Here is a 20,647-nt window from a genome sequence, read left to right as displayed (position 1 = left end):
GTAACATGGGCCCAATGGGGTTTGAACCCATGACCTTCCGGTTATGAGCCGGACGCTCTACCTGGCTAAGCTATGGGCCCATTATAAGCGCCATCGACAGGGCTCGAACCTGTGACCAATCGGTTAACAGCCGAACGCTCTACCTACTGAGCTACGATGGCATGTGATACCCATTATCTTAACCAAATATAAACCCATGATTAAAAATCAAAAGACTTTAAACAGTAATTTATCGTATGTTTTTACTAGTATATAAAACTTATGTTTTTTCTACATATATTATGAAAAAAACAAATATCATAAGAAAAACACTATTAATTAGTTAGAACATACTAATATATAAATTTAATTAAACAGTTGAAAATATGGATTACAATATATTTGATTTGATAAAAGAGGCTAATGAAATAACCCTAAAAAAACACTCAAATTTAGTAACGCTTGAACGAGCAGTTTTTTTATCATGGTGGTGTGATAAAGGAGACTGTGCATTTTGCTATATGTCAACACAAAAAGATAAAATTAAAGATCCAAGAAAAGCTAGACGGAATGTCAGCAACATCTATGCCGAAGCCGAAATGTGCAAACGTCTTGATTGGAATATAGAATTTTTATCCGGAGGATATAAATCATTTACCACTTCAGAAATAAAAGAAATTGCAACAAACATTAAAAATATCACCGGAGATGGAGTCTGGTTAAATACAGGAATCACCGATGAATTGGCAGAATACGGATCTGAAATCAAAGGCATAACAGGTGCCGTTGAAGTTGCAAATCCAGAGATTCACAATAAAGTATGCCCATCCAAAAGCTTAGATGACATCAGCAATATGTTAGATACTGCCGGAGCTTTGGGTTTTAAAAAAGCCATAACAATAATATTAGGTCTTGGAGAGACTTTAGATGATGTTGACTATGTTATTGAATATATTAAAGAACATAAAATTGACAGAGTAATATTTTATTCATTAAATCCGCACAAAGAAACTGTTTATGCAGATAAATCACAGCCTGCTTCCCTTTATTATGCACAGGTAGTTGCCAAAGTTCGTTTAGAATTTCCGGATATTGAAATCATATGCGGCACATGGATTGATAATCTTGCAAATATCGGAATCTTAATTTTAAGCGGAGCTAATGGAATTACAAAATTCCCTCTTTTTAAAATGTTTGGAACAAAATATGGAAAAAGAGTTGAAGAAGAAGTTAAATGGGCAGGAAGAGAATTAAAAGGAACATTTACTGATAAAACAAGATTAGGTCCTGAAAAAAGTGAAGTTTCACCTGATTTAGATAAATTTATTAAAAGATATATTAAAGAATCCCTTAAAAATAAATATTAATCACCACTAATAATTAATATTGGAATAAAAACCGAACCAGATAAATTTAAGTTTTTTAAACTTAAATATATAATACAATTAAAAAGAAAAATTAAAATTGATTATGTAAAAATCAGATATATGATAAATTTACATATTCAAAGCATTACCCACCATTAAAATATTCTAACAAAACCATTTTAGGAGAATTACCATGAAATTAACTATCAGCAAACTTAGAGAAGAAGCCATAACATTTTGTAAACACGAAAGCACCATAATTCATGAAGAACTAGTAGGAGTGACAGACGGTAAAGCTGTTGGAACATACATTGAGCATAAATTTGAGGAATATCTTAAAAATAAATATGAAATTACAATCGGGTCAAGTGGAAAAGGAATCGATTTACCCGATCCACACATAAACACAGATATCAAAGTGACTTCAGTTAAAAAACCCCAGAGTTCTTCCCCATTTAAAAATATTGAACAAAAAATATACGGTTTAGGATATAATCTATTAATATTTGTTTATGAAAAAATTGATATCGCCAATAAATGTTATCTTGATTTTAAACATTGCATATTAATTAAATCTGAAAGAACTGGAGATTATAATTTAACAAAAATATTGCGTAAACTTATTGAACTTGGTGCAAAAGAATCCGACATAATTGAAATTTTAAAAGACAACAATATTCCAGGAGATAATCAGATTTTAGAAATTCTTGCTAAAAAAATTATAAAAAATCCCCCTAAACAAGGTTATTTAACAATATCTAATGCATTACAATGGAGATTAAGATATATTAATGTTATTAACTTAGAAGAAAATGTTGATGGGATTTATACATATGGACAATACACTAAAAAAGAATTAGACAAATACCAAACATCATTATTTTTTACAGATAAAGTTTGTGAGTATTTAAAAAATGATTTAAAAATACAACCAGAGATTATTATTGAACCAACATATGGAATCAATAATTTTTTAAAAAGTGCATCACGATTTTTTCCAAACAAAAAATTATACAGAATTGAAATTAATGAAAAAAGAATAAACAGCATAGATACAACAACATCTAACCCAAAATTTATTAATGAAGATATAATAACATACAATTTTGATAATATCGATGAAAATAATTCTTTTTTAATTATTGGAGCCATTACACTCAATATTGAATTAAATAAATCAGAATCTGAAAAAAATCATTCAAACTCTGATTTTAAAAATGTAAAAACTAAAATGAAACTAACATCAAAAAATAACTTTGATAATTCAGAATCAATTATTTTAAAAATAATTGATGAATTAAAAAATACAAAATCTACTATTGTATTTTTATGTAAAACCACAACATCCCGGAATGTTTTTCGAGAATTAATTAAAAATAACATAATATATAGTTTTGTTAAACAAATAAATATTGATTCTTCAGAGATTTTTAAAATAAATGACACATACTGCTTATTTATCATCCAATTTGGTGAAAAAACATTGTCAAATAAAATATGTGAAGTTTCAGACTTTTCAAACCCTTCAAAAGTTTTATATGATTTCGGTTATATTTCTGATGAATTTTATTTCAATATAAAAAATATCCCACCAATTGATGGAAAATGTGAGAAGGAATGGAGTCAAGGCGTTAAACATGACTGTGCTGGTATAATGGAATTAATTTGCAAGAATAATCAATTAATAAATAAAAATAATGAGAATATTAACATTGAACATTCCTTTGTATATCCATTATTGAAAAGTAGTAATCTTAAAAAGCCCATTGTCAATGAAACATTAAAATACATCATAATTACACAGCAAAGAACAAGACAAGATACAACATACCTCAAAACTGAAGCTCCAAAAACATGGAAATATTTAAATGATAATAAAAAATACTTTGATAAAAGAAAAAGTAAAATTTATAAAAATGCTCCTGATTTTAGTATTGGTATTGGAAATAATTCTTTTAAAAAATACAAAGTAGCCATTTCAGGTTTTAATAAAGAGCCAATATTTTCTTTAGTTTACAATGAAAAAACTATGATGCTTGATGATAGTTGTTATTTTTTACCTTTTGATGATTATGATTCAGCATACATTACAATGTTAATTTTAAATAGTAATTTAGTTAAGAAATTTCTTAAAAATATAGCTTCCCTCGATTCTAAAAGACCTTTTTCTAAAAAGATATTAAAACGAATCGATATTAGTAAATGCTTAGATTTATTATCTTTTAAAAAAATAAAAGAAATTGAAAAAGAATTATCATTAAAAGATTACATTACACTCGAAAAATTTACCAAATATAAAAATGAAATCAAAATGGGAAAAATTTAAAATAAATACTGAAAAATCGGATTTTAGATAATCTTTATAAGCCCCATATTATAAATATTATAATAGTATAAATTTTTAAAAAAAATTTCCAAATGGAGGAATTAATATTAGCGACGATTTTAGTATGATGTGTGGACTTGAAATCCACGTACAATTAGAAACTGAATCAAAATTATTCTGTGATTGCCCAACAAATTTTAATGAAGCACCTATTAATCAAAATATTTGTCCAGTTTGTTTAAATCAACCAGGTGCTAAACCACATCCGACCAATCAGCATGCAATTGAAAATGCATTGATGATTTCTTTGATGTTGAACTGTAAAATAGATCAAGGTTTTACCTATTTTATGAGAAAACACTATGATTATCCAGATTTATCTTCAGGATATCAAAGAACCTCAGTTCCTATCGGTTATGAGGGAGAATTAAATGGAATCAGAATTAGAGAAATTCACATTGAAGAAGACCCTGGTCAATACAAACCTGACAGAGGTATTGTTAACTTTAACCGTTCCGGAATCCCTTTAGTAGAGATTGTTACCGAACCAGACATAAGATCTCCAGAAGAAGCAAGGAACTTTTTAAAAGAAATTATTCGTGTTTTACAGTATAGTGGTGCTGCACGTGGAGAAAACTCAATGAAAGCAGACGTAAACGTTTCACTCAATGGTGGAAACAGAGTTGAAATGAAAAACGTTAACTCCATTAAAGGTGCATACAGAGCATTGAAATTCGAAATTGTCAGACAGAAAAATCTCATTAAAAGAGGAGTTGAAATCCCACAGGAAACACGTGCTTATATTGAAAGCCAAATGATTACTACAAGAATGAGATTGAAAGAAGATGCTGATGATTATAGATTCATCCCAGATCCAGATTTACCTCCAATGGAAATTCCTGATGAATTAATCCAAAAAGTAGCTGACATTATGCCTGAAGCTCCACACCACAAAGTGGACAGATTTGTTAAAGATTATAGCATTGATGAAGAAACGGCAAAAGTACTGACTTCAGAGTTAGATTTGGCTATTGCTTATGAAGAAGTTATAAAAGAAGTTGATTCAGTATTTGCTGCCAAATGGATGAGAGATGAACTTAAAAGAGTCTTATCATATAATAAATTAGATTTTGCTGACAGTGAAATTAGTGTTGAAAGTTTAATTGAATTATTTAAAATGCTTCAAGATAAAGAAATTACAACAAAAGCAGGTCAAAGAATAATCGAACAAATGCCAAATAATGATAAGTCACCTAAACAAATAGCTGAAGAGTTAGGATTACTTGGTGTTGTAAAAGACGATGAAGTATTGGCTGCTGTTAAACAGACTATTGAAGAAAATCCAAAGGCAGTCCAAGATTATCATGATGGACAAAAAGCTTCACTCAATTTCCTTGTTGGTCAAGTTATGAGATTAACTCGTGGAAAAGCAGATCCTGGTGAAACAGTTAAACTTTTAAAAGAAAATATCTAAGGAGTATTAAATATGGCAGAGAAGAAAACATTTGTAAAAGATTACATGACAAAAAATGTTATTAGTGTTTCTCCAGATACTCCGACAGAAGAAATTATTACATTAATGAAACAGAGCCACCACAACAGTTATCCTGTTGTTGAAAATAATAAACTTGTAGGTATGGTCACCGCATTCGATATTATTGCTAAGGATTGGAAGGATTATGTCCGCGGAATGATGAGTACTAAATTAGTTGTCGCTAACGAAAATTTAGCCATAAATGATGCTTCCCGTGTAATGTTTAGACGAGGAATATCAAGAATGCCTGTTGTTGATGAGACCGGAGCTCTTGTTGGAATTATTACAAACACAGATATGGTTCGTTCCCACATTGAAAGGTCAACCCCAAATAAAGTAGAATACTTTAAAAATACAATGGAACAATTATATGGTATTAAGACTACTTTAAAAAGGATGAAAGTACCAACTGAAAAATTAAGACCAACCCAGGACAGAGTTTATGCAGATGAACTCGAAGGAAGAAGTTATGAATTAAAAAAAGGTTTAGCAGAACCTGCTATTGTTGTGAAAACAGGAGACAGATGGATTTTAGTTGATGGGCATCACAGAGCAGTAGCTTCTAAACAAATGGGTTGTGAAACTGTTGATTCATATGTGGTTGATTTAGGCCAAGACATTAAATTAGGTATGGAAAAAACTGCAGATAAAGCAGGAATTAAAAAATTTGAAGATATTACCATTATCGATGACGATAAACATCCATTAATAGCTATTACCGAAAGTATTCAGGATAGTGAATCACATGGCGAATGAAAAAATAATAAGAGAAGTCTGGGAAGTTCTTGAAAGTAGAAGGGACAACCCAATTGACTCCTATACCTCAAACATAATGCAAGACAGCGATAAGAAAGCTGAAGATAAAATACTCGAAAAAATAGCTGAAGAATGCGGCGAAGTATTGATAGCCAGTAAAAATGATGAAAATCTGGTTTATGAATCAGTTGACTTAATATTCCATACATTATTATTACTTGTCTATAAAGGAATAGACATCGATGACTTATTTGAAGAGTTTGAAAGAAGAAGAAAATAATTAATTTTTAAAATGGTTGGCTGTTAAATGAGCGAATTCAGTTTTTCTGTAGTTATGGCGGCATATAATTCAGATTTATGGATTAAAAAAACAATTAATAGCTTAATTGACCAAAACATAATTTTTGAAAAAAATATTGAAATTATAATCGTTAATGATGGAAGTACAGACAATACCAGCCGTATTTGCCAGGAATATAAAGCCAAATATCCTAAAAACATCAAATATGTTGAAAATAAAGAAAATTTAGGGCCTGCCGCTGCCAGAAACATTGGTCTTAAAAGAGCCACAGGAAAATATGTCAACTTTTTAGATAGTGATGACTACGTATCATTAAATACTTTTAACAGCATATTGAACTTTTTTAATAAATTTGGAAATGAAGTGGATTTAGTTTCAATACCCATATACTTTTTTGGTGAAAATAAAGGTGGACATCCCCTTAATTTTAAATATGGTAAAAAGAATAAAGTTGTTGACCTTATAGACTATCCGAATTATATTCAATTATCTGCGGCATCATGTTTCTTTAAAAGAGAAAGTATCAGGGACTTGAAGTTTGACACCAGTCTTTCAGTATCTGAAGATGTTGTTTTTATTAACCAATTACTATTAAAAAAGCCAAAAATCGGTTATTGCAAAGACGGAAAATATTATTATCGAAAAAGAGAAGATAAAACGTCATTGATTGACAATTCATCTTTTAAAAAAGATTATTTTAATGAACGTGCAAAACATTATTTTAAATTTTTAATTGATAAAAGCATTGAACTATATGGCGAGGTTCTTCCATTTATTCAATATACAATAATGTATGACCTTCAGTGGATGTTTGACATTTCATCAGTGAATAATATCCTAACAGTAGTGGAACTTAAAGAATTAAGAAAGCAACTTTATGAAATCCTACAATATATCGATGATGACGTGATATTTAACCAGAAAGATATTCCGAACATATTAAAAGGCAATATATTATTTTTTAAACATAAAAAACTCAAAAATACTCCGGAATATAAGAATATAGAAAAAATGGTTCTTTACAGATTAAAATTAAACACTGTATATATTGATGTTTTTGAAATCATTGACAATACCTTGCATATTTTAGGTGATTTTCCAACAATGTATAATAATGCAGTTGATGTTTATGTAAATGATAAAAAAATTGAATCAGAGGAAATACAATTTCCACAAAGAGATAAATATAGTTTAAGTTATAAATATGGAACCAATTATTCATTTAAAGTAAAAATTCCATTAAATCCTGAAAAAAAATATGAAATTAAGTTTAAAAGTAATAATAAAGATGTTGGCGAATTATATATTGACTTTTCAAGACCGTGTAATTTTTCAAAAACCACAGGTTATGCCAAAACCAAAGATTATTTATCCCATCTTCATGACAATAAAATCATAATTAAAAGGAAAAAAATTAAAAATTGGTTAACTCAGGAGATAAGAACACTTTATTACATGCTTAAAAAACGTGAAAAAGGATTTAAAACTGGAATTCCTTTAAGATTAATGTATTTATTAAGTTATCCATTTATGAGAAATAAAAGAATCTGGTTATTTATGGATCTGCCGAATATGGCTGATGATAATGGAAGGCAGCTTTTTACATATGCTCAAGAAAAAGACCCTCATATTAAAAAATATTTTGTTTTGGATAAAGACAGTAAAGATTTGGAAGATATGAAAAAAATAGGAGATGTTTTACATTACAAATCAATCAAACATCGTTTTATTGGACTATATGCTGAAAAAATAATTACTTCACACCCAGATAACAATATTATCTATCCATTTTGGGGAAATTATCCATTCTTTGCAGGCCTTTTAAAATCATCAACAATATTTTTACAGCATGGTATTACAAAGGATAACGTTTCATCATGGCTTAATGAATATGATAAGCATTTACTCATGCTTGTAACTGCATCAAAACTTGAATATAAATCAATTTTTAAATATCCTTATAATTATAAAAAGGAAATTGTCAAATTACTCGGTTTTCCAAGATTTGACAGACTAGAAAAACAGGAAGATGAAAGAAAAATATTAATCATGCCTTCATGGAGAAGATATCTTAAATTCAAATCAAACGAATACATTTTAAATTCTCAATTTTTCAAGAGATTTAATTCCTTAATAAATAACGAGAAATTAATTGAAGCTTCAAAAAAATATGATTACGAAATAGTATTTAAGCCTCACCCTAATGTTTATGACTTCATTGATTTGTTTGATACTAACGATACTATTAAAATTGATTATGAACATGAAAAATACCACAATGTATTTAATCACGGATCACTACTAATTACCGATTATTCATCTGTTGCTTTTGATTTTGCTTATCTTAACAAACCGGTTTTATATTACCATTATAGTTCTGATTATCACTTCAATATAAATGAAAGTTACTTCAATTATGAAACAATGGGATTCGGTGAAGTTTGCAGAAGCGAAGATGAACTTGTAGATGAGATTATCGAATATATGAAAAATGGGTGTAAAATTAAAGAGAAATATGAAAAACGCATAAAGGCATATTTCCTGTTTACGGATAAAAATAATTCAATGCGAGTTTATGATGCAATAAGAAGACTTCCTAGGAAAGTTTAAACTCCATATTATACATCCCTCTTTTTAAAAAGGATTTCTTATTAAAAACTTTAAAACCCAATCGTTCATATAATTTTCTTGCTTTTGGATTTCTAAAGTCTGCATCAAGAATAACTCTTTTATAATTATTTTTTCGGGCATATTCTATGACTTCCCCAATTACTTTTGTTCCATAACCTTTTGACCTATGACTTTCATCAACTGCCAAACCGGCAATGTAAAAATCCCCTTCTTCAATATCACATATAACAAAATAATCCAGAATATCAACAATCAGCAGCTTAATAGAGCAAAAATGAGTTTCGGGTTTATTATCATCCATGTAAAACATCAACATTCCAATTAAATCTTCACCATCATAAATAACTTTAATGCAATCGTCTTTTTTCAGACTTTTTTCAATGGTTGAAATTGCCTTTTCCTTTGAAGAGAAAAGCTTGTCAAAAGTCCTGAAATCTACATCATATATAAATGTGGCTATCTTATTTGCATTATGGATTTCAGGATTAAAAGTTACATATTTCATATCATCTACTTTTTACAATGGTTAAAGCAAAAACAGCGGCGCCAAATCCGTTGTCAATGTTTACAACAGCAATTCCCGGAGCGCATGACTGAAGCATTGAATCCAGGGCCACACGTCCCCCTTCTCCAACACCATATCCTACTGATGTCGGAACAGCAATTACCGGAATATCAACAAGGCCGGCTACAACTGACGGAAGTGCTCCTTCCATTCCTGCGCAGACAATCAAAACTTTAACCCCTTCTTTAATCATATAGGCAATCTGAGGGAATAGTCTGTGGATTCCTGCCACCCCAATGTCGTAAGATGTTATGGCTTCACAACCACCTTCTTCAACAATGACTTTTGCTTCTTCTGCAATATTAATATCGGATGTTCCAGCAGTTATGATTCCAATTTTAGCAATTGGTTCGGATTTATTTTCATTGACTTTAATTACTAAAATCTGGCCTTTTTTATTATAATCAAAAATTAGATCTTCAAGATAATCCAAATCTTTTAGAAGTTTCTCATATCTTTTGAGGGTCAACTTTGTAATTATTAAATTCTGAGGGTTTTCACTTTCAAAGTATTTTTTTACAATCAATAACAAGTCTTCATAATCCTTACTTGGTGCAAAAACTGCTTCTGGAAAACCAGTCCTATTCTGGCGGTTACTGTCAAATTTAGCAACTTCATCCAGCTCCAAAATGGTTTGAGACTTGATTAGGTTTTCTGCAGTTTCCAAATCAATTTCTTCATTAATTAATTTTTCAAGTATTTCCCTCATAATACTAATTTAAGATTAAAGATATTAAAAAAACTTATGTTAAATTTTATTAATTATTAAGCCTAAATACTATAATATTTATGACAGCGAAAAAGATTTTAACTCAAGGAATTGTTCAGGGCGTTGGCTTTAGGCCATATGTATATAGATTAGCTACAGATTTAAATTTAAAAGGTTATGTAAGAAATTTGGGAAATGTAGTTGAAATTATCCTTGAAGGAGATGATATTGAGTTATTTACTAAAAGATTGCAAAATGAATTGCCTCCGATTGCAAGAATAGATTCTATTGAAATTGCAGATATTGAGAAAAGCAATTTTGATGAATTCAGCATTATTGAAAGTTCAGATTCCTATTCCGGAGTTAGTGTCATCCCACCGGACATTGCAATCTGCGACAGCTGTCTTGCCGAAATCAGAAATCCTGAAGACAGGCGTTACAAATATCCTTTTAATGCATGTACTGATTGCGGTCCCAGATTTACTGTAATCGATTCCGTTCCATATGACCGGGACAAAACATCAATGGACGAATTTCCGCTATGTGATGCCTGTCTGGTGGAGTATAAAAATCCTCTTGACAGACGTTATCACGGCGAAGCAATATGCTGCAGTGACTGTGGGCCCCAAATGGCAATTTACAAAAAGAACAAATTAATTGATTGTGATAATCCCATTAAATTAGGTGCTGAAAAATTAAAAGAGGGTGAAATTTTAGCCATTAAAGGAATAGGAGGAACACATCTTGTTGTTGATGCCTATAATGATAATGCGATAAAGGAATTAAGATCCAGATTAAACAGACCTAATCAGGCTTTTGCTGTTATGAGCAGCGATTTAAAATCAGTACAGAGATATGCTCAACTGTCAGAAAATGAAATTAGAACAATCACTTCCAACAAAAGACCTATCGTTATTTTAAAGAAAAATGAAAATTACAATTTTCCTGAAAGTTTATCACCGGGTCTGCACAATATTGGAGTCATGCTTCCATACTCCCCAATGCACTACCTGCTTTTTGATGAGGGAGAAATCGACACTTATGTCATGACTTCAGCAAATATTCCTGGAGAGCCAATGATGATTGACAACACAGAAATCATTAATGGTATCAGTGATTATTCACTTGTTCATAATCGTAAAATATTAAACCGGTGTGATGATTCTGTTATCAGATTTAGAAATGATGAATTATCATTTATCCGCCGTTCCAGAGGCTATACTCCTGAACCTTACACAATCAACTATGATGTCAACGATTTGAATGTGCTGTCTTTAGGTCCTGAACTTGATGTTACATTTTGTCTTGCAACTGGTGCAATTGCATACCCATCACAGCACATAGGAAACACAAATAAATTAAAGACACTTAATTTCCTTAAAAATTCTATCAAGCACATGAAAAGAATTACAAAGATATGTGATATAGATGCAGTTGCATGCGATTTACACCCACAATTTTTTACAACGAAATTGGCATATGAATTCGGTGTCGAAGTGATTCCCGTTCAGCACCACCATGCCCATGCTGTAGCACTGGCAAATGATCACAATATTGAAGAAATGATAGTGATAGCTGCAGACGGAACCGGTTATGGTGATGACCACACAAGCTGGGGTGGAGAAATTCTTTATACAGACATCAAAAGCTATGAAAGATTGGCTCATTTAGAAAGGCAGAAAATGCCCGGCGGAGACCTTGCAACAAAATATCCAATCCGCATGCTTTTAAGTATTTTAAAAGATGAAGAATTAATTAAAAATTATATAAAGTACTTCAAATATGGAGAAATGGAAATTAAAAATATATTCAAACAGCTTGATGCAGGCATTAACGTTGGCGTAACCACAAGTACGGGCAGAGTCCTTGATTCTGTTTCAGCCGCTTTAGAAATATGTAATGAAAGAACATATGAAGGCGAAGCATCAATGAAGCTGGAATCTGCGGCATATTATTCAACCAATGAACTGGAACTGCCTTTAATTATTGAAAAAGATACATTGAATACTACAGAAATTTTAAAGGAAGTTGTAAATCTTTATTTGAAAGGACATAAAAAAGCAGACATAGCAAATGCCGCTCAAAAAACAATAGCTAATGGATTAAGTGAACTTGCGATTCAGTCAGCAGATAAAAAAGGAATATCCACCATCGGTGCTACTGGAGGAGTATTTTACAACGAAGCCATTACAGATGCCGTTAAAAATTACATTAAATCAAATGAGTATAATTTTATCCAGCATAAAAATACCTGCTGTGGAGACGGTTCAGTCAGTTTAGGTCAAGCAATAGTTGCAAAAACAAGAAATGATTAAAAAAAAGAGAAAAAAAGATTATAACTAATACAAATTAAGAAAATTATCTAACTTTTTAGAGTTCTTTCAAGTATATATTCTGCCCTTGCCTTGAGATTATCATATAATCTGATTTGATTTTTCAATTCTTCAAGAGCTTCCATTTGACCATTGTCAAGCCGTTTTTCAATATCCAATAATTTAGACCATTCGTCACCTGACGGCAATTGCAATGTATCTTTAGTATCAAAGTTTACGTCAAATGAGTTTTTATTGATTGTAATTTGTATAGTTACCTCATTATCCAGATCATAATATTTACGCGGTCTTCCCCTCAGTATCTTTTTATATGAAGAGTTCAATATTCCCACTTCTTCCATAGCCCTCAAGTGAGCAATAACCGCTTTTTGACCAACATTCAGTTCATTTGAGATTTCACTTACAAACATTGGTTCCTGTCTTAAGAGGTCTATTATATCTCTTCTCGTTTTACAGCCCATTACGTCTAAAATATCTTCTTTATCTATATCACCAAGATCGCTTCCGTAATTTCCTCGTATTTCAATACTTTCCGAAGAAGAATTACCATTATTCTGGAACTTGGCATTCCGTTTAATATCATTTGTATCAGTCATGATTATACATTATGTCAAATCATTTATATAACTTTTTGTTACTATAATAATTATCATGAAAATTTTAAAATAACATTTTAACAGAAAAAACCGAAACCTTTATATAACCTTTTGTTACTATAATAATGTAAGAGAAAGATAACTTTTTGTTACTTTAATATTTGGTTTCAAAAACTCGGAGTAATAACTCTTGAAAGATGAACCATTTTCCTATATGTCCATAAATTCCTAAAAACCAAATTATTAAAGTTCAAAAACAGTAATTCTCTGCCGTGAGTTATTACAAAGAGTTTTTAATAATAAACAGGGTGAGTTAATGGCAAAAAATAAAGAAGAAAAAGAAGTTGAAGAAACAAAAGATCTTCAAGAGGAGTATGATAAACTTCTTGAGGAGTTAGCCAAAAAAGATGAAGAGATATCATCCCTAAAAGAAGACCTCGAAAAACAGGAAGGCGAAACTCAAGAATATGTCTCATTATCCCAAAGACTTCAGGCAGATTTTGAAAATTTCAAAAAGATTACCGATAAAAGAAATGTTGAAATTGTAAAATTTGCAAATGAAAATCTCATTAAAGAATTCCTTGATTGTTATGAAGATTTGGAAAGATCTCTTACAATCGAAAATGATGAAGATTTCAGAGAAGGTGTCGAGTTAATCTATAATAAATTTAAAGATGTCTTAACCAAAGAAGGAGTTGAAGAAATCCCTGCAAAAGGAGAAAAATTCGACCTGAACAAACATGAAGCATTAATGGTTCAGGAAAGTGAAGATGTTGAAAACGGATATATTATAGATGAGTTAATGAAAGGATACATGTATAAAGATAAAGTTTTAAAATACTCAAAAGTAATTGTTTGTAAAAAATAATCATGTTTATTAAATAATTAATTAATTAAAAAATTGGTGATAATTATGTCAGATAATAAAAAAGAAAAAATCATTGGAATCGATTTAGGTACAAGTAACTCAGCAGCATCAGTACTTGTAGGAGGAAAACCAACCACAATCCCTTCAGCAGAAGGAGCAAGTCAATATGGTAAATCCTTCCCAAGTTATGTTGCATTTAGTGAAGACGGACAAATGTTAGTTGGTGAACCGGCAAGAAGACAAGCTGTTACAAACCCGGAAAATACCATTAGCGCAATCAAAAGATTAATGGGTACCGACAAAAAAGTAACTGCAAACGGAAAACAATACTCACCACAAGAAATCTCAGCATTCATCTTGCAAAAAATCAAAAAAGATGCTGAAACCTTCTTAGGTGAACCTATTGAAAAAGCAGTTATTACCGTACCGGCTTACTTTGACGACAACCAAAGGACTGCAACCAAAGATGCAGGTACCATTGCAGGATTGGATGTTGTAAGACTTGTAAACGAACCTACTGCAGCAAGTTTAGCATACGGTTTAGACAAACAGGATGACGATGACATTAATATTATGGTATACGATTTAGGTGGAGGTACCTTAGACGTAACCATTATGGAATTCGGTGGTGGAGTATTTGAAGTAAAATCCACAAGCGGGGACACTCAACTCGGTGGTACCGATATGGATAATGTATTACTCAATTACTTAGCTGATGAATTTAAAGCAAAAGAAGGAATTGATTTAAGAGATAACGATCAAGCAGTACAAAGATTAAGAGAAGCTGCTGAAAAAGCAAAAATCGAATTATCCACTACCTTAACTACTGAAGTTAACTTGCCATTCATTGCAATGGGATCTGATGGAACCCCTAAAAACTTAATTGAAAACTTAACAAGAGCTAAATTAGAAGAATTAGTTGATGGTATTGTTAAAAAATCAGGCAAACCAATGCAACAAGCATTAGACGATGCTAAAATGAGCAAAAATGAAATTAACAAAATTATCTTAGTTGGTGGACCTACCAGAATGCCATGTGTACAATCATTCGTTGAAAAATTCATAGGCAAACCAGTTGAAAGAGGAATCGACCCAATGGAATGTGTATCCATGGGAGCAGCTATCCAAGGTGGAGTATTAGCTGGAGAAATTAAAGACTTAGTTCTTTTAGATGTAACTCCATTATCATTAGGTATTGAAACCTTAGGTGGAGTATCAACCACATTAATTGAAAGAAATACTACTATTCCTACCAAGAAAAGTCAAATCTTTTCAACTGCAGCAGACAATCAGCCATCTGTGGACATTAATGTATTGCAAGGTGAAAGAAGAATGGCAGCGGACAATACATCCTTAGGCCGTTTCCAATTAGTCGGAATTCCACCTGCACCAAGAGGTGTTCCACAAATTGAAGTAACCTTCGATATTGATGCAAACGGTATTATTAACGTAACTGCACAAGATAAAGGAACAGGTAAAGAACAGGCTATTACAATTACTTCTTCCACAAAATTATCTGATGAAGAAATTGAACAAAAAATCAAAGAAGCAGAAATGAATGCTGAAGCAGATAAGAAAAAACAAGAAGAAATTGAAGTCAGAAACAATGCAGACTCATTAATTTACACATCTGAAAAAACAATTGAAGAACTCGGAGACAAAGTATCCGAAGATGAAAAATCAAATGTTGAAAAATTAGTTGGTGAGTTAAGAGAACTCATAGCTGGAGACGATATCGAAGCTATTAAATCAAAAACCGAAGAATTAGAAAAAGTAGTCCAGGAAATTGGTGCGAAAATCTATCAGCAAGCACAAGCTGAAGCACAAGCTCAACAAGCAGCTGGTCAAGATCCAAATGCAGGAGCTCAAACTCAAGATGCACCTTCAGACGATGATGACACAATTGACGCGGACTATGAAGTAAAAGATGATTAGATTTATGAAATAAATGTTTTGTCTCAGCGTAGGTAATCAGAATCAGAATCAATAAAGTTAAACTAACAAAGAGATAAAACATTTTTATTTTTTTATCTAATTTTTTTTAAACAAATTTTAAGGTGAATAAATGGCAGACAAACGAGATTATTACGAAGTCCTTGGAGTCGATAAAACAGCTGATGAAAAGGAAATTAAGAAAGCTTATCGTAAACTGGCTATGAAATACCATCCTGATGTAAGTGAAGAAGAAGGTTCAGAAGAAAAATTCAAAGAAATAAGTGAAGCTTACGCAGTATTGTCCGATGATGAAAAACGTCAAAGATACGATCAGTTCGGTCATGCAGGAATGGATGGATATACCGCTGAAGACTTCTATCAAAATGTAAACTTTGATGATATATTCCAAGGATTTGATATTGGTAATATCTTCGATTTATTTGGTTTTGGTGGAGGTTCACGCTCAAGAGGCAGAACCGGTCCGCAAAGAGGATCTGATATTTACACTGATGTTCATATAACTCTTAAAGAAGCGTTCCATGGCTGTGAAAAAGAAATCAAAGTCACAAGAAGTGAACTTTGTCCAACATGTAACGGTTCAAAATCAAAACCCGGCCATGATCCTGAAACCTGTCCAACATGTAAGGGAACAGGTCAAATAAAAGAGGTCAGCAACACATTTTTAGGCCAAATGGTCAATGTAAGGCCATGTCGCCAATGTGGAGGAACAGGTAAAATAATTACTGAACCATGTGATAAATGTCATGGAAAAGGTAGTGTCAGAAAAACTAAAACCATTAAACTCGAAATACCTGAAGGTGTTGATGAAGGAAATCACTTAAGAGTTTCCGGTGAAGGAAACTGCGGTGAAGCACCTGGCCTTGAAGGAGACCTCATTGTATCCGTTCACATAAAAAGAAATAAGTTATTTGAACGTCAGGGAGATCACCTATACTACGAACAGCAAATCAGTTTTCCTCAAGCAGCATTAGGTGATGTAATAAGCATTCCAACAATCGAAGGTAAGGAAGTAGAGTTTAAAGTAACTCCTGGAACCCAAAGCGGAACAGTATTTAAATTAAAAGGTCAAGGAATGAACTCCGTAAGACACAAAGCAAGAGGAAACCTTTATGTTACTGTGACTGTTGTTGTTCCTAAAAAATTAAACTCCAAACAAAAGAAATTATTAAATCAATTTGCCGAAATCAGCGGAGAAGAAATTAAACACGTTGAAAAAGGCTTAAAAGACAAATTTAAAGATGTATTCAATTAGCTATATTTTCCACATATAGCTAATTATCCCACTATTTTTAACTATTACTTTACTAGTAAATATATAATTAACCAGTTAATTTTTTATAATTTTCTAAAAAAATAAAATAAAACTTACTAGTAAAAAAATAATTTACTAGTTAACTTTTTATAACATTAAAAAATAAGCAATAATGTGGATTTATGTGTGGGGAAGATTGAGCGTTCAAGAACGTGAAATAATACTTACTCTTATTGAAAATGATGGAGCAAACTGGACATTACTACTTAATGAATTAAATTATTCTAAACCAACAATTTCAAAATATCTTGATCCATTGTCAAATAAAGGAATAATTGAATATGATTTCAATAAAAAATACATAATTTCAGACAAAATGCTTAAAACTTGGTTAAAAACAAAATATGAACAAAATGGAAGATATCCCCCATAGTAATAATATTACCACTTTCATTCTAACATAGCCAACAATATCCGGAATTAATAATCAATACATTTTAATGAAATATTTGGATAATATAATGTGTAGTTATTATTAAAACTATGCGAATAATAAATCAAAAACTTATTATGCTTAATGGATAGTTGAAAAATAATTAATTTAAATTGTAATACATATATCAAATTAAGTAAGTAGTTAATAGAATTCTAATTATGCACACAACTACAATAACATTTATATATTACTATGTAATCCACTACAGCACACAGCAAAAAAAGTTACCAATAAACACTAAAAAAAGAAAATTAGCTTCTAGTCCTAGTTCTGGTCATGACATAACTAAGTAATAATACAACAGCAACAATTATAATGTCAATAATTAATTCAAAAGCATTTGCACTTGAAAATAGTTTAATAATACCCATAACCCAAATTACAATTAAAAATATAGGCAATACATATTTAATAAGTGTTTTCCACAATTTTCCAACTTTAAAAATACCATTTTCATTCAATACAGGAATAAAATGATCCAAACCATAAATCCACGCAAATATTACACATTGAACAGCAATTAATATCAATATTCCAAATTCATTTACAAAGGTATCAATAATTCTAACCAAATAGCTGCTGATTCCAGTTGTCAACATTAAAGAAAAAATACAACCAATGACTGCAAGATTAGTAGCTGCCTCCCTACGAGTAATATTAAATTTATGTGAAAATGAACTGAGCATCGGTTCTAAAAATCCTAAAGCAGAAGTTATTCCAGCAAAAAGAATAGCTAAGAATAATAAAGGTGCAAATATATGGCCTATTAAACCCATTTTATTGAAAATCATTGGAAGCACCATAAATATTAACCCCGTTCCTTCAGACACCAACTGAACAATCGGCAGCCCACTATTTGCAGACATGAAACCCAAAATTGAAAATACACCAAATGCAGTACATATTTCAAATAAAGAATTTGATACGACAACAATCAATACATTATCTGTTAATCGAGATTTTTCAGGAAGATAACTTGCATAAGTAGTTGCAATCGCCTGACCCATACTTAAAGAAAAGATTATCTGTGAAAATGCTGCAAGCCAAATATTAACATCCAATAACTTGTACCAGTCTGGCGTCAACAATGCATTTATTCCAATTTCTGCACCAGGAAGAGTTAAAGCATAAACTATAATGAATGTCATAATAACAAAAAGTATCGGAATTAAAACTTTGGAAAATTTACCGACACCATTTTCGATGTCCTTATGTGCAATAAACCATATTACAATCCACAGTACAACAACACCAAAAGCCGTTTGTTCAAGTAATGAAGTCACTAAACTTAAATTAGAACTTCCACCAACACTATTTGTAAAGTAACCAACCACATCAGTTCCCCAAGCAAAATTAAAGCTAGATAAGAAGTAGATAAAGTCCCAACTCAGTATAACCATATAATAAATTACAACAATAAATACAAATATGACCAACATCCAAGCAATGAATTCATATTTAGGATTAATTTTCTTTAAAATATTAGAAAAAGAGTCTTTAAAAGTAAAACCAACAGAATACTCCAATAATAAAAATGGAATACCCATCATCGCAATTGCAACAAAATAAGGAATGAAAAATGATCCTCCACCATTAGAATAAAGAACATAACTAAAACGCCAGATATTACCTAGTCCAACTGCCGCCCCAATCATTGCAAAAATAAATGATAAAGTCGAATCCCATTGCATCTGTTTAGTCATAGATATAATATTTGAATATTCACACTTATATATTAAACATATTCATCCATCAACAATAGATTTATAAAAATTTATAACATAAAATTATAATCATGAAAGTTTTTGATAAATTCATTCTTGGAGATACACAGAATATTGAATGGTGTTTTGAAAATACTCATTTTAATAAAAGATTATCAGATAATGGAATTAAAAGAGAATATATTGTCGATACCATAATGTATGAAGAACCTTTAAGATATGAAAAAAGCGGAAATGAAGAATATGAAGTAATTTATGAAGCACCACCAAATAAAGATTATAAAGAACTTAAAATAGTCTTTGCATGTCAGGGAAACAGAATTGATTTGGTTACAATAATGCCAAATTTTCAAACTGCAACCAACCGTCAAAAAAAGAAATATCAATCAGATAAACAAAAGGATATTGATAAAAAGCGCATAAAAGCGATGAAAAAAAGGAAATGGTAAGATGGATTTAGCCACACAAATTTATAAAAGGAAATCTGCAAGAAAATATCTGGATGATGAAATAGATATGAGTGCAATTAAAGAATTTTTAGATAATGTAGAAGTATTGACACCAGAAATCAATTACTCTTACAAGATTTTAACTAAAGATGAAATGTCACTGAAAACTCCATGGAGTGCCCCTTACTATTTAGCATTATACTCCGAAAAAAAAGAAAACTATGGCGTTAATTTAGGATTTATCTTTCAGCAAGTCAGTTTATTAATGCAAAGTATGGATATTGGTAGCTGTTGGGTTGGAATGGCTTCCGTTAAAGAAAAAAATCCTGAATATGTAATTTCAATAGCTTTTGGAAGATCAAACGATTGCACAAGAGACATTGACAAATTCAAAAGAAAAAGTCTGTCAGAAATATCAGATTTTGAAGATGAAAAATTAAAACCGGCACAACTGGCACCATCAGCAATTAACTCACAGCCATGGTATTTCAAACATACAGATGAAGGATATGACGTCTATAAAGTTAAACAAAACGTTTTAAAAAGAAAAATACTGGGCAAATGGAATGACATTGATGTTGGAATTGCTCTTGCTCACCTATATGTTTCAAACAAGGATACATTTAAATTTGAATTTAAAAATAAAGAAGATATAAAAGGATACGAATATATAGGAAGTTTAAAAATTTAACAAAATTCAAAAATAGAGGATGTGACGCAAAATTTTTAATTGAATTTTGTGTTTTTGATTTTTTTATATATTTTTCTTATTTTTAGTTATTTTTTCTGTTTATTTCGTTGTATA

General features: G+C 30.9%; 17 protein-coding genes and 2 tRNA genes. 13 read left to right on the top strand and 6 right to left on the bottom strand.

What is annotated here, in order from left to right; genetic code table 11:
- Window positions 1-6: 6 nt before the first annotated feature.
- A tRNA-Ile gene (locus ACKI5C_RS09160) sits at window positions 7-80 on the bottom strand.
- 8 nt (window positions 81-88) lie between these two features.
- Window positions 89-161: transfer RNA gene (locus ACKI5C_RS09155), tRNA-Asn, on the bottom strand.
- 204 nt (window positions 162-365) lie between these two features.
- On the opposite strand from ACKI5C_RS09155, the gene ACKI5C_RS09150 reads away from it, so the two are divergent.
- The 6 genes from ACKI5C_RS09150 to ACKI5C_RS09125 all read left to right on the top strand — a co-directional run bounded on the left by ACKI5C_RS09150 (window position 366) and on the right by ACKI5C_RS09125 (window position 8,873).
- Complete coding sequence (locus ACKI5C_RS09150; RefSeq protein WP_407432824.1) at window positions 366-1,346, top strand: radical SAM protein; 981 nt, start codon at window positions 366-368, stop codon at window positions 1,344-1,346.
- A 193-nt stretch (window positions 1,347-1,539) separates the two neighbouring features.
- The gene (locus ACKI5C_RS09145; RefSeq protein WP_407432823.1) at window positions 1,540-3,672 is read left to right on the top strand and encodes a hypothetical protein; all 2,133 of its coding nucleotides are present in this window, start codon (window positions 1,540-1,542) and stop codon (window positions 3,670-3,672) included.
- Between the two features lie 124 nt (window positions 3,673-3,796).
- On the top strand, window positions 3,797-5,146 hold the full coding sequence (gatB, locus tag ACKI5C_RS09140; RefSeq protein WP_407432822.1) for an Asp-tRNA(Asn)/Glu-tRNA(Gln) amidotransferase subunit GatB: 1,350 nt from the start codon (window positions 3,797-3,799) through the stop codon (window positions 5,144-5,146).
- A 12-nt stretch (window positions 5,147-5,158) separates the two neighbouring features.
- Window positions 5,159-5,962, top strand: a complete 804-nt coding sequence (locus tag ACKI5C_RS09135) for a CBS domain-containing ParB/RepB/Spo0J family partition protein (protein ID WP_407432821.1) — start codon at window positions 5,159-5,161, stop codon at window positions 5,960-5,962.
- Complete coding sequence (gene hisE, locus ACKI5C_RS09130; RefSeq protein ID WP_407432820.1) at window positions 5,952-6,242, top strand: phosphoribosyl-ATP diphosphatase; 291 nt, start codon at window positions 5,952-5,954, stop codon at window positions 6,240-6,242. The genes ACKI5C_RS09135 and hisE overlap by 11 nt, the downstream gene beginning before the upstream one ends.
- 27 nt (window positions 6,243-6,269) lie before the next feature.
- Complete coding sequence (locus tag ACKI5C_RS09125) at window positions 6,270-8,873, top strand: CDP-glycerol glycerophosphotransferase family protein (protein ID WP_407432819.1); 2,604 nt, start codon at window positions 6,270-6,272, stop codon at window positions 8,871-8,873.
- Here ACKI5C_RS09125 and ACKI5C_RS09120 read toward each other — a convergent pair.
- The gene (locus ACKI5C_RS09120; RefSeq protein WP_407432818.1) at window positions 8,860-9,399 is read right to left on the bottom strand and encodes a GNAT family N-acetyltransferase; all 540 of its coding nucleotides are present in this window, start codon (window positions 9,397-9,399) and stop codon (window positions 8,860-8,862) included. The two genes, ACKI5C_RS09125 and ACKI5C_RS09120, sit on opposite strands and share 14 nt — an antisense overlap.
- A gap of 1 nt (window position 9,400) precedes the next feature.
- The gene (larB, locus tag ACKI5C_RS09115; RefSeq protein ID WP_407432817.1) at window positions 9,401-10,168 is read right to left on the bottom strand and encodes a nickel pincer cofactor biosynthesis protein LarB; all 768 of its coding nucleotides are present in this window, start codon (window positions 10,166-10,168) and stop codon (window positions 9,401-9,403) included.
- Window positions 10,169-10,248: 80 nt separating this feature from the next.
- On the opposite strand from larB, the gene hypF reads away from it, so the two are divergent.
- Complete coding sequence (hypF, locus tag ACKI5C_RS09110) at window positions 10,249-12,483, top strand: carbamoyltransferase HypF (RefSeq protein WP_407432816.1); 2,235 nt, start codon at window positions 10,249-10,251, stop codon at window positions 12,481-12,483.
- A 47-nt stretch (window positions 12,484-12,530) separates the two neighbouring features.
- Here the strand turns inward: hypF and ACKI5C_RS09105 are convergent, their stop codons facing one another.
- Window positions 12,531-13,097, bottom strand: coding sequence for an ArsR/SmtB family transcription factor (locus ACKI5C_RS09105; protein ID WP_407432815.1), 567 nt, complete (start codon window positions 13,095-13,097; stop codon window positions 12,531-12,533).
- 316 nt (window positions 13,098-13,413) lie between these two features.
- On the opposite strand from ACKI5C_RS09105, the gene ACKI5C_RS09100 reads away from it, so the two are divergent.
- From ACKI5C_RS09100 to ACKI5C_RS09085, 4 genes are all read left to right on the top strand, one after another.
- The gene (locus ACKI5C_RS09100) at window positions 13,414-13,965 is read left to right on the top strand and encodes a nucleotide exchange factor GrpE (RefSeq protein WP_407432814.1); all 552 of its coding nucleotides are present in this window, start codon (window positions 13,414-13,416) and stop codon (window positions 13,963-13,965) included.
- A 45-nt stretch (window positions 13,966-14,010) separates the two neighbouring features.
- Complete coding sequence (dnaK, locus tag ACKI5C_RS09095; protein WP_407432813.1) at window positions 14,011-15,900, top strand: molecular chaperone DnaK; 1,890 nt, start codon at window positions 14,011-14,013, stop codon at window positions 15,898-15,900.
- A gap of 130 nt (window positions 15,901-16,030) precedes the next feature.
- Window positions 16,031-17,173: a molecular chaperone DnaJ gene (dnaJ, locus tag ACKI5C_RS09090; RefSeq protein ID WP_407432812.1), complete on the top strand. Its 1,143-nt coding sequence runs from the start codon at window positions 16,031-16,033 to the stop codon at window positions 17,171-17,173.
- Between the two features lie 196 nt (window positions 17,174-17,369).
- Complete coding sequence (locus ACKI5C_RS09085) at window positions 17,370-17,606, top strand: winged helix-turn-helix transcriptional regulator (RefSeq protein WP_407432811.1); 237 nt, start codon at window positions 17,370-17,372, stop codon at window positions 17,604-17,606.
- 314 nt (window positions 17,607-17,920) lie between these two features.
- On the opposite strand, the gene ACKI5C_RS09080 is transcribed toward ACKI5C_RS09085, so the two are convergent.
- Entirely contained in the window at window positions 17,921-19,378 is a 1,458-nt protein-coding gene (locus tag ACKI5C_RS09080) for a sodium-dependent transporter (RefSeq protein ID WP_407432875.1), read from the bottom strand.
- 86 nt (window positions 19,379-19,464) lie between these two features.
- Between ACKI5C_RS09080 and ACKI5C_RS09075 the strand changes: the two genes are divergently transcribed.
- Both ACKI5C_RS09075 and ACKI5C_RS09070 read left to right on the top strand, forming a co-directional pair.
- On the top strand, window positions 19,465-19,842 hold the full coding sequence (locus ACKI5C_RS09075) for a hypothetical protein (RefSeq protein ID WP_407432810.1): 378 nt from the start codon (window positions 19,465-19,467) through the stop codon (window positions 19,840-19,842).
- A 1-nt stretch (window position 19,843) separates the two neighbouring features.
- Window positions 19,844-20,533, top strand: coding sequence for a nitroreductase family protein (locus ACKI5C_RS09070; RefSeq protein WP_407432809.1), 690 nt, complete (start codon window positions 19,844-19,846; stop codon window positions 20,531-20,533).
- Window positions 20,534-20,647 lie beyond the last annotated feature (114 nt).

Source organism: Methanobrevibacter sp. (assembly GCF_045646045.1).
Lineage (GTDB): Archaea > Methanobacteriota > Methanobacteria > Methanobacteriales > Methanobacteriaceae > Methanocatella.
This window is presented reverse-complemented; position numbering and strand designations above follow the sequence as displayed.